This is a genomic window from Rhizobium alarense (assembly GCF_021555155.1).
Lineage (GTDB): Bacteria > Pseudomonadota > Alphaproteobacteria > Rhizobiales > Rhizobiaceae > Rhizobium_D > Rhizobium_D alarense.
Window position 1 is genome coordinate 1 of the sequence record NZ_JAKGBU010000076.1, and the last position, 17,591, is coordinate 17,591.

Below are 17,591 nucleotides of genomic sequence, written 5' to 3' on the forward strand. Positions count from 1 at the left end.
GGGCGCCGCCGCGTCCGCATTGCAAATCGCGCGGGCATTCCCATATCAGGCCGAGAGTTCTGACTGGAGACCGACGATGAACGCCGATTTCGACGAGGCCCGCATCCCGACCGCCGACTGGCGCGCCTATCGCGGCGTGCTGGCGCGGCGCATCTTTGCCTTCCTGATCGACTATGCGATCGTGGCGCTGCTGTGGATCCCGGCCGCCGTCGTTGTGTTCTTCTTCGGCATCATCACGCTCGGGCTCGGCTTCTTCCTTTACCCGGCCCTCTTCGCCATCGTCGCGATGCTCTATTTCGGCCTGACGATGGGCGGCTCCAGCCAGGCGAGCGCCGGCATGAGCGTCATGGGCATCCAGATCGCGCGCACCGACGGGCGCCCGATGGATTTCCTGACGGCGATCGTGCACCTCGTGCTCTTCTGGATCGGCAATGCCGTGCTGACGCCGTTCATCCTGCTGATCGGCCTCTTTACCGACCGCGGCCGCCTGCTGCACGACCTGCTGCTCGGCACCGTCATGATGCGCCGCCCGGCCCTCTGACACGCGCCGCGCCTGCCCTTCCCCTGGACCGTGCCCCGTGGCGCGGTCTTTTCGTTGGACCCGCCGCTCGCCGTCTGTTCACCGCCCGGCTTAACCGCTAAGACTGGCGCAGGGGACGTGACCTGCCGCGGGGTGATCGGCGGGAGGCTGCCCCGATTGCCGAAAGCGAAGCGGGGAGGTCGCATGTCCGAATTTCACCTGTTCGCCACCTTTGCCATCATCCTCCTGACGATCGTGGCCTTTGCCTCGGACCGCTTCTCCGTCGAGGCGATCTCGATCGGCAGCCTGTCGGCCTTCCTCTTCATCTTCGGCCTGTTTCCCTTCCTGACACCCGACGGGCGGCTGATCGGCGCGGATGCGCTGCTTTCCGGCTTCGGCAATTCCGCGCTCGCCACCGTCATCGCCCTGCTGATCGTCGGCCAGGGTCTCTTCGCCACCGACGCGCTGGAGGCACCCGCCCACTTCCTCGGCCGGCTGGGCGGCGACCGGCCCTGGGCGGCGATCGTCATCATCCTCGTCATCACCGGCATCACCAGCGCCTTTCTCAACAACACGCCGGTGGTCGTCATCTTCATCCCGATCCTCTCGCTGGTCGCGGCGCAGAAAAGCATCACCGGCTTCCATATCTTCATGCCGCTCTCCTTCGTCACCATTCTCGGCGGCATGACGACGCTGATGGGATCGTCGACCAACATGATCGCCGCCGGCATCGCGGAGAAGAACGGCTATCCGGTCGGCTTCTTCGACTTCACGGGCATGGGAGCGATCCTTGCGCTCGCCGGCACCGCCTATGTGCTTTTCGTGATGCCGCGGCTGCTCGGCAACCGCATGCCGCGCGCCGCCGGCGAGCCGGCCGCCATGAGCGGAACGCAGTTCGTCGGCGAGGTGCTGCTGACGAGCGGCCACCGTTTCATCGGCATGCGCTCGCAGGCCGGCTTCTTTCCGGGCATCAAGGACCTGACGCCGCGGCTGCTTTTGCGGCGCGACGTGCCGATCCTGCCGCCGTTCGACGAGGTCACGCTGGAGGTCGGCGACCAGCTGATCGTCACCGGCACCCGCAAGGCCTTCACGGCGGCGATCGCCAAGGGCGAGACCGGCACCGACCGGGACGTGGCGACGGGCGACGGCTCAGCGGACGTCGCGGACACTGCGGCCGCCGGCGGCCACTATCACCTGGTCGAGGCGGTCATCTCCCCCGGCTCGCGCTACGAAGGCCGCACGATCCAGCTTTCCGGTCTGCAGCCGCAGTTCGGCGTCGCCGTCTTCGGCGTGCAGCGCAAGAGCCGCATGGCGCGCACCGCACTTTCCGAGATCCGGCTGGAGGCCGGCGACACGCTGCTGATCGGCGGCACGCTCGACGCGATCCACAGCATGCGGGGCAATCACGACATCCTGCTGCTCGAACATTCCGCCGAGGCCGTGCCGCAGCGGCGCAAGGCGAACCTCGCCATCACCATCTTCGCGCTCGTCGTCGCGCTGTCGGCCTTCGACGTGACGCCGATCGTCGTCAACGCGATCCTCGGTGCCGCCATGATGATCGCCACCGGCTGCCTGACCCTGCCGCAGGCGGTGCGCGCCTTCGACAGGCAGATCTATCTGCTGATCGGCGCGTCGATCGCCATGGCGACGGCACTCGAGGCGACGGGCGGCGCCGCGCTGATCGCCACGCGGACGGTCATGCTGTTCGAAGGCGCCTCGCCCGGCGTCATCCTGTCGGCCCTTTTCCTCGTGATGGCGGCGCTGACGAACATCCTGTCCAACAACGCGGTCGCCGCCCTGTTCATCCCGATCGCGCTCGAAGTCGCGCGCCGGTTGCAGGCGCCGCCGGAGGCCTTCATCGGCGCGGTCATCTTCGCGGCCAACTGTTCCTTCGCCACGCCCATCGGCTACCAGACGAACCTGCTGGTCATGGGCCCCGGACACTACCGGTTTTCCGACTTCATCCGTGCGGGGACGCCGCTCGTGGCACTCCTGTGGTTGACCTTTTCCTTACTTGCGCCATGGTATTACGGTCTTTGACCGATGACGGAGTCGCGCCGCGATAGATGAATACACAGACCACGCCCTCTCCCCAGTTCTATCTTACCGCGCCTGCGGCATGCCCCTACCTGCCGCAGGAGATGGAGAGGAAGGTCTTCACGCATCTCGTCGGCGAACGGGCGCCGGAGCTCAATGACCTTTTGACCCAGGGCGGTTTCCGCCGGTCGCAGAACATCGCCTACCGGCCGGCCTGCGAGACCTGCCGCGCCTGCATCTCGGTGCGCATTCTCGTCAACGAGTTCAGGCCAAGCCGCTCGATGCGCCGCGTACTTGCGGCCAATGCCGACCTCGTCGCCTACGAATATCCCGCCGAGCCGTCGAGCGAGCAGTATTCCCTCTTCCGCCACTACCTCGACCACCGGCACCAGAAGGGCGGCATGTCCGACATGTCGGTGCTCGACTATGCGATGATGGTCGAGGATACCCATGTGCACACGCGAATCATCGAATATCGGCTGCGGCCGGAGGGAGATGGCATCAACGAGCGGCCGCAGGGCGACCTGATCGCCGTGGCGCTCACCGACCGGATGGGCGACGGCCTGTCGATGGTCTATTCCTTCTACGATACGGACATCGCCAGCCGCTCGCTCGGCACCTTCATGATCCTCGACCACATCCGCCGTGCCCAGGCGCTCGGCCTGCCGCACGTCTATCTCGGCTATTGGGTCAAGGGATCGCGCAAGATGGACTACAAGACGAAGTTCCTGCCGCAGGAACATCTGATGGCGCGCGGCTGGGGGCGCTACCCCCCGCCCGAGAACGACGGGCACGAATGAACCGGGAGCGCTGCCGCCCTTGGCCCTTCAGGCGACGATGACGGACTCGACAGGGCGTCTCGGCGAAAAGGGGAGCGCCGGGCCGGCCCCGAAGCGCAGCAGCAGATCCGGCCTGCGTCCGGCGAACCCGGCCAGCGCCGAGAGTTCGGATCGGAACGCGGCCACCTCGACCGGCTGGTTGACGAAGGCGGTCTTGAGACCCAGCACGGTCGCCATCAGGCAGAAACGCTGGCAGGCACGGCCGACCGCGATCCAGCCCGCTGGCCCGTCTGTCGCGGCGGCAAACACCGCCAGGCCGGCGGAACTGTCCATCTGACGGGCATATTTGTCGTTTTCCGCCGATGCCGTGAATGCCAGTGCGAAGGCGATCGAGCCCAGCCATTCCGGCAGCACCGGATTGCCGCTCGCCGGTGCGTAGAGCCCGTCGCCGCGCGCCATCGCCCTCCCCGGACTGAAGCGGATCCAGTCCTCGAGCTCGCGGCAAAAGGCGCGATCGGCCATTTGCGCGGTGTTGCCGGCGATCACCAGATCGCGCGCCCTGTCGATCGCGTCCCGCGTCGTGATGACGGCGAGGTCGACGCCCGCAACGGCGGCGGCCCGATGCAGCGCCTGCAGATCACCGGCCGCGACGGCCCTGCCGTCATAGAGGCCCCGGGTCGACTGGCGGGCCGGGATGGCGCTGCACAACTGGTCGCGCAGCGCGTCGGTCGCGGATGCCGTACCGCCGGAAAAGACAAAGGCGGCGCCGCCCGCCCCGGTGCCGGCGATCTCCACCTCTCCGCGCCTTCCGCCGGCGGCGGCGGCCAGCGCCAGGTTCTCCAGCGCGCAGCCGAGGCTGACATAGAGATGATGGTCGTCCGGATCGACGACGGGTGTGCGCCGTGAAAAATCCGGCTCGATGCCGATGCCACGCGCCGAGATGCGGAAGAGCCACGGTTGGCTGTTGTGGCCGTTGGGTGCCAGCGTGGCGTAGCGGACAAGATCACGCACGTCGGGCAGCGGCACGAGGGGCCTGCGGAGATCCCCGGCATAGCGCCCGTAGACGGTCGTCGCCCGGCTCGTGGACAGCAGCGACGCGGCCACGCCGATACCGGCGCCCGCCGCAAGCGCGCCCGCACCACCCGCCAGAATCGCCCGCCGGCTCATCATGAGCAAACTCTCCCGTGCCGTTTCAAAGCCATCCTAGCCCGACGCCCGGCAGCTGCCTTGTGCAAGATCAATAGCGACGGAATTGCACCACATGGATTGCGCAGGCGGAACGACAGACACGGTTTGCCGCAGGAACGCCTGATGGCGCGCGGCTTGGAACGCTATAAGGGTGACAACCCGCAACCGTTTCCGAATCGGAACTTCCCGTGTCCGTGCTTTCAGATCAGACCCTGCACCGCAGGGGCCTCCTCATCACCGCCAGCGGCGGGCTCGCGCTCTCCTTCGACATCCCGCTGATCCGCTCCGCCGATGGCGAGGTCTGGTCGGTACTCGCCGCGCGCAGCTTCGCGACCTTCCTGATGGCGCTTGCCGCCTGGTCCGTCATCCGCTTCGTTCTGAAGCGGCCGGTCGCGCTGATACCGGGTCTGCCGGGCCTCGTCGCCGGCCTGCTCTACGGCATCAACTCGCTGACCTTCATGCTCGCCGTGTTCAACACGGAAACGGCGAATGTCGTCTTCATCCTCGCCTTCACCTCGATGTTCGCCGCCCTGCTCTCCTGGATCTTCCTCGGCGAGCGGCCGTCGACGGCGACGCTTCTCACCATGGCGGCCATGGTCGTCGGCGTCGGCATCATCGTCGAGGACGGGCTTGCGAGCGGCAATTTCTTCGGCGACTCGATGGCCGCCTGCTCGGCCTTCCTGCTGGCCTCCGCCATCACCATCAGCCGCAAGAGCGGCGCCGAAATGGGCTTCGTGCCGCTGATCACCGCCTTCATCCCCGGAACGGCGGCGCTCGTCATGCTGCCGGCCGGCGGCCTGTCGATCGCCGAGCCGCAGTTCATCCTGTTCAACGGCCTGGTGATGATACCGCTCGCCTTCTGGTGCCTCGCCACCGGCCCGCGTTACCTCTCGGCGCCGGAGGTCGGCATGTTCTACCTGCTCGAAACGGTGCTCGCGCCGATCTGGGTCTGGATCGTCTTTTCAGAGCGGCCGAGCCCGCAGACCATCGTCGGCGGCACGGTCCTGATCGTTGCACTTCTGCTGCATTCGCTGTGGCAGTTGCGAACCAAGGCAAAGGCCGCGCGGCAGGCGGCGGCCGCGGCGGAGTTTCCCTTCACCGGATAGGCGTTGAAATTGCGGCTGATAATGTTATAATCACGTTATAACAAAGGAGCCCCACCATGAACGTCACCCTGCGCAAGATCGGAAATTCCGAAGGCATCATCATCCCGAAGGAAGTGCTGGACCGCCTCGGCCTGAAGGCGGGCGACCAGTTCACCCTGAACGAGAAGGACGGGCAGATCGAGCTCGTGCCCGAGCAGGCGGAGCTTGCCGAACAGATGAAAGCCGCCCGGATCGCGATGGAAAAATACAAGGTCGCGCTCCGCGAGCTTGCCAAATGAACGATCTCAAATGGCTCAGTCGGGAAGCCGTCGATGCGATGCATCACGAGCAGCTTGAGAAACATGGCAGCCTTGCTGGCATCAAGGACGAGAACGCGCTCGAAGCCGCCCTCGCCCGGCCGCTCAACAAGGCGGCATATGGCGAGAACGACCTTTTCGCGCTGGCTGCTGCCTATCTCTACGGCATCGTGCGCAACCATCCCTATTCTGATGGCAACAAACGCACCGGGTTCCTGGCTGCCTTCACCTTCCTGATGATCAACGGCTACATCATCGAGGCGGGCCAGGCGGATGTCGTCGAGTTCGTCCTCGGCGTCGCCGCCGGCGAGATCGACGAGGAAGGGGCGACGCGCTTCCTGCGCGACGTCAGCGTGCCGCTCTCCGCCTGACTATACCCGCCCGTCAGCCGCTAAATTTGCCGCTGCGCGGAAAACCCTTCGGCACGGTGCGGCCGGCGGTGGCGCGGTCGGCCATCCATTCGGCGAGTTCGTCCTTGCTGCGCACGAAATTGCGGCCGGCGCTGTCGTCCCAGGAAAGCCCGTCGGCGATCGCGAAGCAGCGGATGTCCGAGACGCCGCCGTCCTTGTAGCGCTGCAGGCGGACGCCCTTGCCGCGCGCCATCTCCGGCAGCTGCGCGAGCGGGAAGATCAGCATCTTGCGGTTCTCGCCGACGACGGCGAGGTGGTCGCCCCGGACGGCGACGACGAGCTTCGCCTCGTCCGGCATTGCGACGTTCATGATCTGCTTGCCCTTGCGGGTATTCGCCAGCATCTCGCTTTCGGCGATCACGAAGCCGTTGCCGGCCTGCGAGGCGACGATCACCCGGCGCTGCGGATCGTGCACGAAGGCCGTCAGCACGTCCTGGTCGTTCTCCATGTCGACCATCAGGCGCAGCGGTTCGCCGTGGCCGCGTCCGCCGGGCAGCTTGTCGGCGCCGAGCGTGAAGACCTTGCCGCCCGTCGTGACGACGAGGATCTTGTCCGTCGTCTGCGCCGGGAAGGCGACCTTGAGCCCGTCGCCCTCCTTGAACTGGAGCGCGGACGTGTCGGAGATGTGGCCCCTCAGCGCGCGGATCCAGCCCTTTTCGGAGACGACGACCGTCACCGGCTCCTTTTCGATCATCGCCTGCTGGATCGCCTCGACGTCGGCGTCCGGCGCATCGGCGAAGAGCGAGCGCCGGCGGCCGACCTCGGTCGCCTTGGCGAACTTCTTCTTCACCTCGCTGATTTCCCAGGCGACGGTCTGCCACTGCTTGGCCTCGGAGGCGAGCAGCGCCTCGATCTCGGCCTTCTCCTTGGTGAGCCCGTCGAATTCCGTGCGGATCTCGAACTCCTCGAGCTTGCGCAGCGAACGCAGCCGCATGTTGAGGATCGACTCGGCCTGCAGGTCCGTCAGCGTGAAGCGCTCCATCAGGGCCTGCTTCGGCTCGTCCTCCTCGCGGATGATGCGGATCACCTCGTCGATGTTGAGATAGGCGACGAGATAGCCGCCGAGGATTTCGAGCCGCCGGTCGATCGCCGCCAGCCGGTGGCGCGAGCGGCGCTGCAGCACCTCGCGGCGGTGCGCCAGCCATTCCGAGAGCACCTCGTTCAGCGCCATGACGCGCGGCACGCGGCCCATCGACAGCACGTTCATGTTGAGCGGAATGCGCGCCTCGAGCTCCGTCAGCTTGAAGAGCGATTCCATCAGGATCGTCGCGTCGACGGAGCGGCTCTTCGGCACGAGCACGACGCGGATGTCCTCGGCGGACTCGTCCCGGATATCCTCGAGCAGCGGCAGCTTGCGGGCGATCAGCAGTTCGGCGATCTTCTCGATCAGCCGCGACTTCTGCACCTGATAGGGGATTTCGGTGATGACGATCTGGTAGCCGCCGCGCCCGAGATCCTCGGTCTGCCACTTCGCCCGCACGCGAAAGCCGCCGCGACCGGTGCGGTAGGCGTCGAGCATGCTCGCGCGGCTTTCGACGATCACGCCGCCGGTCGGGAAATCCGGCCCCTCGATGCCGCCCTTCTGCGGGTTCGCGGGATCATAGAGCAGGTCCTCGACGCTGGCGCCGGGATTCTTGATGAGATGGAGCGCCGCGTCGCAGAGTTCGTGCGCGTTGTGCGGCGGGATCGACGTCGCCATGCCGACGGCGATGCCCGAGGCGCCGTTGGCGAGCAGGTTCGGAAAGGCACCCGGCAGGACGACCGGTTCCTCGTCCTCCTCGTTGTAGGTCGCGCGGAAATCGACGGCGTCCTGTTCGATGCCGTCGAGCAGCAGCGAGGCGACGTCCGTCATGCGCGCCTCGGTGTAGCGCATGGCCGCCGCGTTGTCGCCGTCGATATTGCCGAAGTTGCCCTGCCCGTCGACCAGCGGATAGCGGATTGCGAAGTCCTGGCTGAGCCGCACCAGCGCGTCGTAGATCGAGGCGTCGCCGTGCGGGTGGAACTTGCCCATCACGTCGCCGACGATGCGGGCGCATTTCTTGTAGGCCTGGCCGGGGTCGAGCCTGAGCACCCGCATCGCATGCACGATGCGGCGGTGGACCGGCTTCAGGCCGTCGCGCACGTCCGGCAGTGCGCGGTGCATGATGGTCGACAGCGCATAGGCGAGATAGCGCTCCTCGAGCGCCGCCTTCAGGTCGACCGGCTGGATGCTGTCGTCGTCTCCGCCACCAGGCGGCAAAATCTCTTGTCCCATGGCCCTTGACTACCGGCTCGGGCGATTCGCGGCAAGGAAACCGGGCGTTTCGCCTGTGGAAAGGCCCGGTTCATCATGCCGGCCGATCCCGCCATAATCCCGTGGAAGTTTCGGGCGAGGAGAATATATTCGCCGCAAGCCACGTCTTGATGGCGAAGACGGTGCGCGCCGCCGTCCGTTTCCAGCACAGAGGGATACCCATGATCCACACCCGCTTTCACTCCGCGATGCTCGCCGGAGCCGCCTTCGTCGCTCTCGCAGGCCCGGCCCTCGCGCTGGACGGCGCAGACCTCGTCAACAAGCTCAACGCAGCCAACGTCACCAGCGGCGTGACGATCGGCTATGCCAACATCGCGGTCGACGGCACTACGCTGACCCTGCAGGGCGTGACCGTCAAGCCGGCCGAGGGCAATGCCGCCGAGATCGGCGACGTGACGCTGGAAGGCGTCGCCGAGGACGGCAGCGGCGGCTACACGATCGAGACCGTCGCCTTCCCGAACATCAACAAGACGAAGGACGACGTGACCGTCGTCGCCAGCGACCTGAAGCTCGGCGGCGTCAGCATCCCCGCCGAAGCGAACACGGGCACGCTCGACTCGCTGCTGATGTACGAGAGCGCGTCGTCCGGCGCGGTTTCGGTGACGGCCAAGGGCACGGAAGTCTTCGCGATGTCCGGCATGGAAGCGAACATCACCCGGATGGAGAACGACGCCGGCATCGAATTCGACGCGACCCTCTCCGACATCAAGGCGGATCTCAGCCAGGTCGAGGACCCGAAGGCGAAGGACACGATCCAGAAGCTCGGGATGCAGACGCTCGGCGGCGAGGTGACGATGAGCGGAAGCTGGGAACTGGCGAGCGGTACGCTGTCGGTCGACGAATATGCCTTCGACTTCACCGATGTCGGCCGCCTCGATCTCTCCTTCGCGATCTCCGGCTACACGATGGACTTCATCAAGGGCGTGCAGGATGCGATGAAGGTGTCGCAGGCCAACCCGAACAAGGAAGAGGCCAATGCCGCGCTCGGCATGTCGATGATGGGCCTCGTCCAGCAGCTCACCTTCAACAGCGCCAACATCACCTTCGAGGACGCGTCGCTCACCAAGAAGCTGCTCGACTTCGCCGGCTCCCAGCAGGGCGTCACCGGCGACCAGATGGCGCAGTCGCTGAAGGGCCTCGTGCCGATCATGATGGCGCAGCTCAACATGCCGGAGCTGCAGAACCAGGTCTCCGAGGCGATGAACGCCTATCTCGACGATCCGAAGAGCCTGACGATCTCGGCGGAACCGGACAAGCCGGTGCCCTTCCCGATGATCATGGGCGCGGCCATGGGCGCGCCGAACACGATCCCGCAGGTCCTCGGCGTCACGGTTTCGGCCAACGACGAGATGTGACCGGCCCGCTCCGGACTGCGAAAGCCCGGCGGAATTGCTTCCGCCGGGCTTTTTTTTCGTGACCGCGCTCCGGCGACCGTCAACCTCAATGCGGGCTCTGCGCCGCCAGCGTGCCGGTGTCCTTGTCGTGCACGGCGAAACGATCGAGCATATGGGCGCTCGCCGCGTTGAGGCCGATGACCTCCACCTCCACGCCATGGCGGCGGTATTTCAGCACGACCTTGTCGAGCGCGCCGACGGCGGTGATGTCCCAGAGGTGCGCCTCGGAGACGTCGATCGTCACCTTGCGGAGCGGTTCGGCGAAGTCGAAGGCGGCGATGAAGCCTTCCGTCGAGGCGAAGAACACCTGACCAAGGACGTGGTAGGTGCGGGCGGACCCGTCGTCGCTGGACGTTGAGCGGACCTCGAAGAGCCGCGCCACCTTGCCGGCGAAGAACACGCCGGAAAGCAGCACGCCGACCAGCACGCCCTTGGCGAGGTCATGCGTGCCGACGGTGGTGACGACCGTCGCCAGCATGACGATCGAGGACGGCAACGGGTTGCGGCGCAGGTCGAGGACGGAGCGCCAGGAGAAGGTGCCGATCGACACCATGATCATCACCGCGACGAGCGCCGCCATCGGGATGATGCGCACGAGATCGTCGAGCACCAGGATCAGGAAGAGCAGGAAGGCGCCGGCGACGAAGGTGGACAGCCGCCCGCGCCCGCCGGAGGTGACGTTGATCACCGACTGGCCGATCATCGCACAGCCGCCCATGCCGCCGATCAGGCCGGAGGCGATGTTGCTCGCCCCCTGCCCGATGCATTCCTGGCTCTTCGAACTCGTCGTATCCGTCATGTCGTCGACGATCTGCGCGGTCAGCAGCGATTCGAGCAGGCCGACGGCGGCCAGCGCCACCGAATAGGGGAAGATGATCTGCAGCGTCTCGAAGGTCGGCGGCACCTGCGGCAGCGCGAAGACCGGCAGTGCTGACGGCAGTTCGCCGAGGTCGCCGACGGTGCGGATGTCCATGCCGGTCCACCAGGCGAGCACCGTCAATGCGACGATGGCGACGAGCGGCGACGGCACGGCCTTGGTGACATAGGGCAGCAGGTAGACGATCGCGAGGCCGGCGGCGATCATGACATAGGTGACGTTCGGCACGCCGATCAGCTCGGGAAGCTGCGCCATGAAGATCAGGATCGCCAGCGCGTTGACGAAGCCGGTGATGACCGAGCGCGAGACGAAGCGCATGACGCGGCCGAGCTTGAGGAAGCCGGCGCCGATCTGGATGAGGCCCATCAGCAGCGTCGCTGCGAAGAGGTATTCGAGGCCGTGCTCCCTGACGAGCGTCACCATCAGCACGGCGGTGGCGGCGGTCGCGGCGGAAATCATGCCGGGCCGGCCGCCGGCGAAGGCCGAGATGCAGGCGATGGCGAAGGAGGCGAAGAGCCCGACCTTCGGATCGACGCCGGCGATGACCGAGAAGCCGATGGCTTCGGGGATCAGCGCCAGCGCCACCACGATGCCGGAGAGGATGTCTGCGCGAATGTTCGAGAACCATTCGCGCCTGTAGGTCGCAAGGTTTGTTTTCATGGGAATGTCCGCAAAAGTAGTGCACCCAGGCCGGCGGGAGGTCCGGCATGTCATCTGGTTTGATGCTGTTGCGTTGTCTGGCGGATCGGCGGCCAGAAGAGCCACCCGGAGTTTCACCGGGTCCGGGGCGAATGCCGGGGCTTATAAACGCTGCGATGCTGCGATGCAACACAGTTTCGCCGCATTGCCCGCCTGGCCCGGCGCCGGGCGGACAATGCGCGTCGGTCAAGCGACCGGCGCGGGATTGCCGGCAGGAACCCGCCATTCGATCCGCCGTGTCGCATACATGGTTGCCGCGATCGTGACGAAGGAGATCAGCGCGCCGGCGAGCAGCGCATATTCGTCCTCGCGCAGCACCAGGTACATGACGCCATAGGCGAGTGCCAGGACGGCGCCCAGCGCCGCGCCGTTGCGGCGGCTTGCCGTCGCGGCTCCGAGATAGGCGGCGATCAGCAGCGTCGTCGCGGCGGAGGCGATCCCATAGGCGACGGTGAAGCCGGCATGCTCGGCGAGCGCCAGCAGCAGCACGTAGAAGACGATGAGCGCGAGGCCGGTCAGCACGTACTGGACCCAGTGCACCAGCCGCCCGCCCTTCAACTCGACGATGAAGACGGCGAGGAAGACCAGCGAGATGAAGCCGATCGAATATTTCAGCGTGCGGGCGATCACCTGATAGAACTGCACCGGTTCGACAAGGTTGACCGTCATCAGGCTGGAGGCGAGCGGCAGGGTCGGGCCGGACACCACGCGGTCGACGCCGCGCGCCAGATAGGGGATCGTCCACGTCGCCTGGAAGCCCGCCTGCGTCACGGTCTTCGCCTCGGGCAGGAAGAGGCCCTCGAAGCCCGGATGCGGCCAGTTGGCGCTGGCGGCGAGGCTCGTCGTCTGGCCGGCCGGCGCCACCGCAAAGCTCTTCGAGCCGTTGAGCGACAGCGCGATCTCGAAGGCGAAGCCGCTTTCGACGAGCGGCCGCTCGATCTGACGGTGCACGCCGGCGCTCGTCAGCGGCGCCGCATAGCCCTCGGCCGGCAGGACCGTCATCGCCGAAAGCTCCCGCATGCCCGGATCGAACGGCCGGACGGCACCGCCGTCGATACGAACACCCGCCTGCGAGCGGATGCCGGTGATGTCGGCGATGTTGAGCACGAGGATCGCCTGGTCGAGCCGCGGGATGCCGGGGAAGCGGGCGAGATCCTGCAGGATGCCGCCGCCGAAGCGGCCCTTCAGCGCCAGCGCGCCGTTATAGACCGGCAGCGTGTAGATCGACAGCCGCCGCTCCTCCGCCGTAAGGTCGGCCGTCACGTCCAGCGTCTCGGGCATGACGAGCGCCCATTCGACCGTGCGGTCGACGACGGTGCGGCCGTCCACCTCGCGGCGGCGCTCGACGTCGAAGGGCACGGCGAGATAGGGGCCGTTCAGCACCTGGTCGCCGCCCCAGCCGCCGGCGATGCGGCGGGCAACGTCGTCCGCCCGGCGGGCGCGCTCCTCGGTCAGGCCCCAGACGAGGAGCAGCGGCACCAGCAGCGCCACCGAAATGGCACCGATCATCAGGAATTTGACGCCCGGCGAGCGCATGAACGCGGCAAGGCCGCGCGGCTCCATCGCCGGCCACGGACCGGTCAGGCCGCCGGGATAGGTGTCATCCGTATCGTTCGTTGACATGGTTTCGTCCCTTCAGTCGTGAGCGCCCTTTCCGGACGCCGCTTCACGCTAAAGGTGCATTTCGGCCGATTGCGCGCCGAATTCGGATCGGCCGGCGGCGAATTCGCGGCATTGTGGCGTCACGCGCATCCGAACGAAACGGGGCCGGCGCATGGCGCCGGCCCCCTGCTACCGGTGGTGAACCGGGATGCCTCAGTCCTTCTTCGACGGGATGACGCGCAGCGCCAGTTCGCGCATCTGCGCCGGCGTTGCGGGCGACGGCGCGCCCATCAACAGGTCCTGCGCCTGCTGGTTCATCGGGAAGAGCGAAATCTCGCGGAGATTCTTGGCGCCGACGAGCAGCATGACGACGCGGTCGATGCCGGCCGCCATGCCGCCATGCGGCGGGGCGCCGTACTGGAAGGCGCGGTAGAGGCCGCCGAAGCGCTCCTCGACGTCGGCCTTCGACAGCCCCACCTTTTCGAAGGCGGCGACCATCAGCTCCGGCGACTGGTTGCGGATCGAGCCCGAGGCGATCTCGAAGCCGTTGCAGACCATGTCGTACTGGAAGGCCTTGATCGACAGCGGATCCTCGCCGGCAAGCGCCTCCAGCCCGCCCTGCGGCATGGAGAAGGGATTGTGGGCGAAATCGACCTTCTTCTCGTCCTCGTTCCACTCGAAGAAGGGGAAGTCGACGATCCAGCAGAGCTCGAAGCGGTCGCGGTCGACGAGGTTCAGTTCCTCGCCCGCCCGCGTGCGCGCCTCGCCGGCGAACCTGTAGAATTTCGCGGGATCGCCGGCGACGAAGAAGCAGGCGTCACCGTCGTCGAGGCCGAGTTGGCTGCGGATCGCGTCGGTGCGCTCCGGGCCGATGTTCTTGGCAAGCGGACCGGCGCCTTCCAGCACCTCGCCTTCCTTGCGCCAGAAGATGTAGCCGAGGCCCGGCTGGCCCTGGCTCTGCGCCCAGGCGTTCATGCGGTCGCAGAAGGCGCGGCTGCCGCCGGTCTTCGCCGGGATCGCCCAGACCTCGACCTTCGGGTTCGACGCGATCATGCCCGCGAAGACCTTGAAGCCGGAGCCGGCGAAATGTTCGGTGACGGCCTGCATCTCGATCGGGTTGCGCAGATCCGGCTTGTCGGAACCGTAGGTGCGGATCGCCGTGTCATAGGGGATGCGGCGGAATTGCTGCGTCACCGGCTTGCCGTTGGCGAACTCCTCGAAGATGCCGCGGATGACCGGCTCCATCGTGTTCCAGACGTCTTCCTGCTCGACGAAGCTCATCTCCAGGTCGAGCTGGTAGAATTCGCCCGGCAGGCGGTCGGCGCGCGGGTCCTCGTCGCGGAAGCAGGGCGCGATCTGGAAATAGCGGTCGAAGCCGGCGACCATCAGGAGCTGCTTGTACTGCTGCGGCGCCTGCGGCAGCGCGTAGAACATGCCCTCGTGGATGCGGCTCGGCACGAGGAAGTCGCGCGCGCCCTCCGGCGAGGAGGCCGTCAGGATCGGCGTCGAATATTCGGTGAAGCCGACGTCGGTCATGCGGCGGCGCATGGCGGCGATGATCTGGGTGCGCTTGACGATGTTCCTGTGCAGCGTCTCGCGGCGCAGGTCGAGGAAGCGGTACTTGAGGCGCACGTCTTCCGGATAGTCGGGTTCGCCGAAGACCGGCAGCGGCAGTTCCTTCGACGCCGACAGCACCTCGATCTCCAGCGCATAGAGTTCGATCTCGCCGGTCGGCATGGCCTTGTTGACCGTCTCGTCGGTACGCGCCTTGACGCGGCCGTCGATGCGGATCACCCATTCACCGCGCACGGCTTCCGCCAGCTTGAAGGCCGGGCTGTCCGGATCGGCGACGACCTGGGTGATGCCGTAGTGGTCGCGCAGGTCGATGAACAGCACGCCGCCGTGGTCGCGGACGCGGTGGACCCAGCCGGACAGGCGGACGGTGCCGCCGACGTCGGACTTGCGGAGGGCGGCGCAGGTGTGGCTGCGGTAACGGTGCATGATACTATCCCGGAATGCTTGCGGGCCGCGCCGAAGGAACGCGCGGCCATGTCTCGAAAATCGCGCGGACAAGCGCATGGCCCGGCCGATTTGTCAAGGCTCGCGGACGTTCCGGCAACGGCCGGAGGCCTGCCCCGCCCGCGACCACGGAGGGCGACAACAGGAAATCACGGCTCCACGGCAGGCGGCGCCCCTGCCTCCGTGCCCTGCCCCTCCGGCCCCGACGGCCACGCCTTGCCGGGCGTCTCATACAGGCGGGCGGGATGCAGCTTGCAGGCGGGATCGGCCAGCCGGACGGCAAGCATCTGCGGCAGATAGTGCCGGAACAGGGCGAGGGTTTGCGCATCGGCGTCGTGCAGGCAGGGCGGGACGTCGGAGAGCGCGACGCGCCGGCCATCCGACAGGTCCAGGGGGGCGCCTGCGACCACCGGGCCGCAGCAGCCGTTGCGCCGGCACGCCCGGCGCCGGCAGCGCAGGTATTCGTGAAGCAGCGTCGCGACATGCCGCACGGCCGGTTCGGCCAGCGCCAGCAGGTCGTCGACGGCACAGGTCTGCAAAGGTCTTTCCATCGCCGTCTCTCCAGCACCCGAAGCCACGCGATGCGTCCGGCATCCGTGGGTCTCCCTCATCAATGCCCCGGCAGGCCGGGCTCGGACGGGGCGCCGCAAGGAGCCTCATCTAGAATGTAAACAATGACGCCTCGCGGCGCCCCGTTCGGTGTCTTGGCACGGCAACTCCGGTTTCTCTGCGCGAACCGGCGCCTTTTCCAGGGCAGCCGCTCACCGGCGGCGATCGCCGGGGCGGCTCGAAAGGCCGGCGCGGCGGGCAGAACCTCCGCCCGCGGCTCCGGCCAGTCGCCGGTCATGTCCTGTGTGCCGCACGGGCACGCCACGGTTCCTTGAGGAAACGTGAGGGAAACCATTTTCTGCCGCGTCCCGGAATCCGGCGTGCGTTCGCACCGAAACCCCGGGGCACCGGTCCCGCCTCGCCGGCAACGCATTCCGGTGTATCCGAAGGCGGGACGGGGAATTCTAGGCACGGATCGGGCGGGCGGGGAAAACGGGGACGATCACTTTTCGACGCGGGGTGGATGGGGCTGCGGAAGCAGGAGACGTCACTCCGCCGTGCCGGCCTCTGCGTCCAGTGCCGCAAGGATCGCATGCGCCGCGCGCACGCGGTCGGGGATCGGGTAGTTGCGGTTGGCGAGCAGCACGACGCCGATGCCGCGGGCCGGCACGAAGGCGACATAGGCGCCGAAGCCGTTGGTCGAGCCCGTCTTGTTGACGAGCACGGCGCCTTCGGGCGTCAGCGGCGGCGAGAGGCGCTCCGCCGCATTCGGCTTCATCACCATGTCGGCGGCGTTGCCGGCAAGCAGCGTGTCGAGCGCCGTCGGCCAGGGGTAGAATTCCCAGCCGAGGCCCTGCACCATCGGCCCGACGCGGTAGTAGCCGGCCTGCGTCGCCGCAAGCGCCCGCTGCAGCGGCTCGTCGAGAGCAGAAGCATCGATATGCGCCTCGACGAAATGCATCAGGTCGGCGGCGGTCGTCTTGACGCCGTAGGCCTGCAGGTCGAAGGCGCCGGGCGAGACGCGCATCGGCCTGCCGTCCTTCGTCATGCCCCAGGCATAGTCGCCCATGCGCGCCTCGGGCACCTGCAGAAACGTGTCGGCCAGGCCGAAAGGCTCGAAAATGCGCTCCCGCATCAGATCGTCGAAACGTGCACCGAGGCTGTTTGCGGCGGCATGGCCGAAGAGGCCGATGCTCGGGTTCGAATAGACGCGCCGGCTGCCCGCGGCATAGGCCGGCCGCCAGCTGCGATAGAAGGCGAACATCGACGCCTCGTCGGTCACGCTGTCGGGGAACTGCAGCGGCAGGCCGCCGGCCGAATAGGTGGCGAGGTCGAGCAGGCTCACCCGGTCGAAGGCGCTGCCGGAAAGCTCCGGCACGTGCTCGCCCGCCGCGTCGTCGAGCGCCAGCGCGCCCTCGGCCCCGGCATAGGCGCCGAGCGTGGCGGTGAAGGTCTTGCTGACGGAGCCGATCTCGAAGAGCGTCGCGTCGTCGACCTCGCGGCCCGTCTTCGGGTCGGCGAGGCCGTAGTTGAAGACATGGCGCCCGCCGCCCGTCACGACGGCGACGGCCATGCCGGGAATGCCGTGGGCCTGCATGACGGGACGGACGGCCGCGGTGACGGCCTGGCGGAGGCGGCCGGCGGCGCCGTCGTCGGCCGCGGCAGAAGACGCCGCGAGCGTGAGACAGGCGGTGGCGGCGATGCGAAGCGTCAGGGCGGGCAGTCTGCTCATGGCGGTTCAAATCCTTCTCGGCACAGGCGGCGGCGGGCCGGCAAACGCGGGTGAACGGGTGTCGTCGGACGATGCCGCCCGCACGCCGGA

General features: G+C 67.2%; 14 protein-coding genes and 1 other annotated feature. Of the genes, 7 read left to right on the forward strand and 7 right to left on the reverse strand.

All coding sequences use genetic code 11. From position 1 onward, the window contains the following. Positions 1-76: 76 nt before the first annotated feature. The 3 genes from LXM94_RS20170 (at position 77) to LXM94_RS20180 (ending at position 3,357) form a co-directional block, all read left to right on the forward strand. The gene (locus LXM94_RS20170) at positions 77-541 is read left to right on the forward strand and encodes an RDD family protein (RefSeq protein WP_235773258.1); all 465 of its coding nucleotides are present in this window, start codon (positions 77-79) and stop codon (positions 539-541) included. 183 nt (positions 542-724) lie between these two features. Continuing rightward, positions 725-2,560, forward strand: a complete 1,836-nt coding sequence (locus tag LXM94_RS20175) for an SLC13 family permease (RefSeq protein WP_235773259.1) — start codon at positions 725-727, stop codon at positions 2,558-2,560. A 26-nt stretch (positions 2,561-2,586) separates the two neighbouring features. Further along, the gene (locus tag LXM94_RS20180; protein ID WP_235773260.1) at positions 2,587-3,357 is read left to right on the forward strand and encodes an arginyltransferase; all 771 of its coding nucleotides are present in this window, start codon (positions 2,587-2,589) and stop codon (positions 3,355-3,357) included. A gap of 27 nt (positions 3,358-3,384) precedes the next feature. On the opposite strand, the gene LXM94_RS20185 is transcribed toward LXM94_RS20180, so the two are convergent. Then, complete coding sequence (locus LXM94_RS20185) at positions 3,385-4,506, reverse strand: Acg family FMN-binding oxidoreductase (RefSeq protein ID WP_329605634.1); 1,122 nt, start codon at positions 4,504-4,506, stop codon at positions 3,385-3,387. 206 nt (positions 4,507-4,712) lie between these two features. On the opposite strand from LXM94_RS20185, the gene LXM94_RS20190 reads away from it, so the two are divergent. Genes LXM94_RS20190 through LXM94_RS20200 form a run of 3 tightly spaced genes read left to right on the forward strand, consistent with a single transcriptional unit; the run spans position 4,713 to position 6,297 of the window. After that, on the forward strand, positions 4,713-5,630 hold the full coding sequence (locus tag LXM94_RS20190) for a DMT family transporter (RefSeq protein WP_235773261.1): 918 nt from the start codon (positions 4,713-4,715) through the stop codon (positions 5,628-5,630). A gap of 56 nt (positions 5,631-5,686) precedes the next feature. Continuing rightward, entirely contained in the window at positions 5,687-5,908 is a 222-nt protein-coding gene (locus LXM94_RS20195) for an AbrB/MazE/SpoVT family DNA-binding domain-containing protein (protein ID WP_235773262.1), read from the forward strand. Then, a complete protein-coding gene (locus LXM94_RS20200; protein ID WP_235773263.1) occupies positions 5,905-6,297 on the forward strand; it encodes a type II toxin-antitoxin system death-on-curing family toxin in 393 nt (130 codons plus the stop codon). Before LXM94_RS20195 ends, LXM94_RS20200 begins: the two co-directional genes overlap by 4 nt. A 13-nt stretch (positions 6,298-6,310) precedes the next feature. Here LXM94_RS20200 and parC read toward each other — a convergent pair whose 3' ends face one another. After that, positions 6,311-8,590, reverse strand: coding sequence for a DNA topoisomerase IV subunit A (gene parC, locus LXM94_RS20205; protein WP_235773264.1), 2,280 nt, complete (start codon positions 8,588-8,590; stop codon positions 6,311-6,313). A 200-nt stretch (positions 8,591-8,790) separates the two neighbouring features. Here parC and LXM94_RS20210 point away from each other — a divergent pair, with 200 nt between their 5' ends. Next, on the forward strand, positions 8,791-9,984 hold the full coding sequence (locus LXM94_RS20210) for a hypothetical protein (protein WP_235773265.1): 1,194 nt from the start codon (positions 8,791-8,793) through the stop codon (positions 9,982-9,984). A gap of 85 nt (positions 9,985-10,069) precedes the next feature. Here LXM94_RS20210 and LXM94_RS20215 read toward each other — a convergent pair whose 3' ends face one another. From LXM94_RS20215 to ampC, 5 genes are all read right to left on the reverse strand, one after another. Beyond that, positions 10,070-11,560 carry a SulP family inorganic anion transporter gene (locus LXM94_RS20215; RefSeq protein ID WP_235773266.1) on the reverse strand — a complete coding sequence of 497 codons (1,491 nt, stop codon included), beginning with the start codon at positions 11,558-11,560 and terminating at the stop codon, positions 10,070-10,072. Between the two features lie 71 nt (positions 11,561-11,631). After that, positions 11,632-11,687, reverse strand: a sequence feature (sul1 is cis-regulatory element that is thought to sense ions involved in sulfur or methionine metabolism; They are found in Alphaproteobacteria). Positions 11,688-11,785: 98 nt separating this feature from the next. Then, on the reverse strand, positions 11,786-13,222 hold the full coding sequence (gene creD, locus LXM94_RS20220) for a cell envelope integrity protein CreD (protein WP_235773267.1): 1,437 nt from the start codon (positions 13,220-13,222) through the stop codon (positions 11,786-11,788). A 192-nt stretch (positions 13,223-13,414) separates the two neighbouring features. Beyond that, complete coding sequence (gene aspS / locus LXM94_RS20225; RefSeq protein WP_235773268.1) at positions 13,415-15,202, reverse strand: aspartate--tRNA ligase; 1,788 nt, start codon at positions 15,200-15,202, stop codon at positions 13,415-13,417. A 167-nt stretch (positions 15,203-15,369) separates the two neighbouring features. Next, entirely contained in the window at positions 15,370-15,771 is a 402-nt protein-coding gene (locus LXM94_RS20230) for a hypothetical protein (RefSeq protein WP_235773269.1), read from the reverse strand. Positions 15,772-16,316: 545 nt separating this feature from the next. Next, positions 16,317-17,501 carry a class C beta-lactamase gene (ampC, locus tag LXM94_RS20235; RefSeq protein WP_235773270.1) on the reverse strand — a complete coding sequence of 395 codons (1,185 nt, stop codon included), beginning with the start codon at positions 17,499-17,501 and terminating at the stop codon, positions 16,317-16,319. Positions 17,502-17,591: the final 90 nt, after the last annotated feature.

Coding starts and splice junctions, on each gene's coding strand:
- LXM94_RS20175 (WP_235773259.1), top strand. CDS start 725: ATGTCCGAATTTCACCTGTTCGCCACCTTTGCCATCATCCTCCTGACG.
- LXM94_RS20200 (WP_235773263.1), top strand. CDS start 5,905: ATGAACGATCTCAAATGGCTCAGTCGGGAAGCCGTCGATGCGATGCAT.
- LXM94_RS20170 (WP_235773258.1), top strand. CDS start 77: ATGAACGCCGATTTCGACGAGGCCCGCATCCCGACCGCCGACTGGCGC.
- LXM94_RS20185 (WP_329605634.1), bottom strand. CDS start 4,506: ATGATGAGCCGGCGGGCGATTCTGGCGGGTGGTGCGGGCGCGCTTGCG.
- LXM94_RS20230 (WP_235773269.1), bottom strand. CDS start 15,771: ATGGAAAGACCTTTGCAGACCTGTGCCGTCGACGACCTGCTGGCGCTG.
- LXM94_RS20210 (WP_235773265.1), top strand. CDS start 8,791: ATGATCCACACCCGCTTTCACTCCGCGATGCTCGCCGGAGCCGCCTTC.
- parC (WP_235773264.1), bottom strand. CDS start 8,590: ATGGGACAAGAGATTTTGCCGCCTGGTGGCGGAGACGACGACAGCATC.
- LXM94_RS20195 (WP_235773262.1), top strand. CDS start 5,687: ATGAACGTCACCCTGCGCAAGATCGGAAATTCCGAAGGCATCATCATC.
- LXM94_RS20180 (WP_235773260.1), top strand. CDS start 2,587: ATGAATACACAGACCACGCCCTCTCCCCAGTTCTATCTTACCGCGCCT.
- LXM94_RS20215 (WP_235773266.1), bottom strand. CDS start 11,560: ATGAAAACAAACCTTGCGACCTACAGGCGCGAATGGTTCTCGAACATT.
- aspS (WP_235773268.1), bottom strand. CDS start 15,202: ATGCACCGTTACCGCAGCCACACCTGCGCCGCCCTCCGCAAGTCCGAC.
- creD (WP_235773267.1), bottom strand. CDS start 13,222: ATGTCAACGAACGATACGGATGACACCTATCCCGGCGGCCTGACCGGT.
- ampC (WP_235773270.1), bottom strand. CDS start 17,501: ATGAGCAGACTGCCCGCCCTGACGCTTCGCATCGCCGCCACCGCCTGT.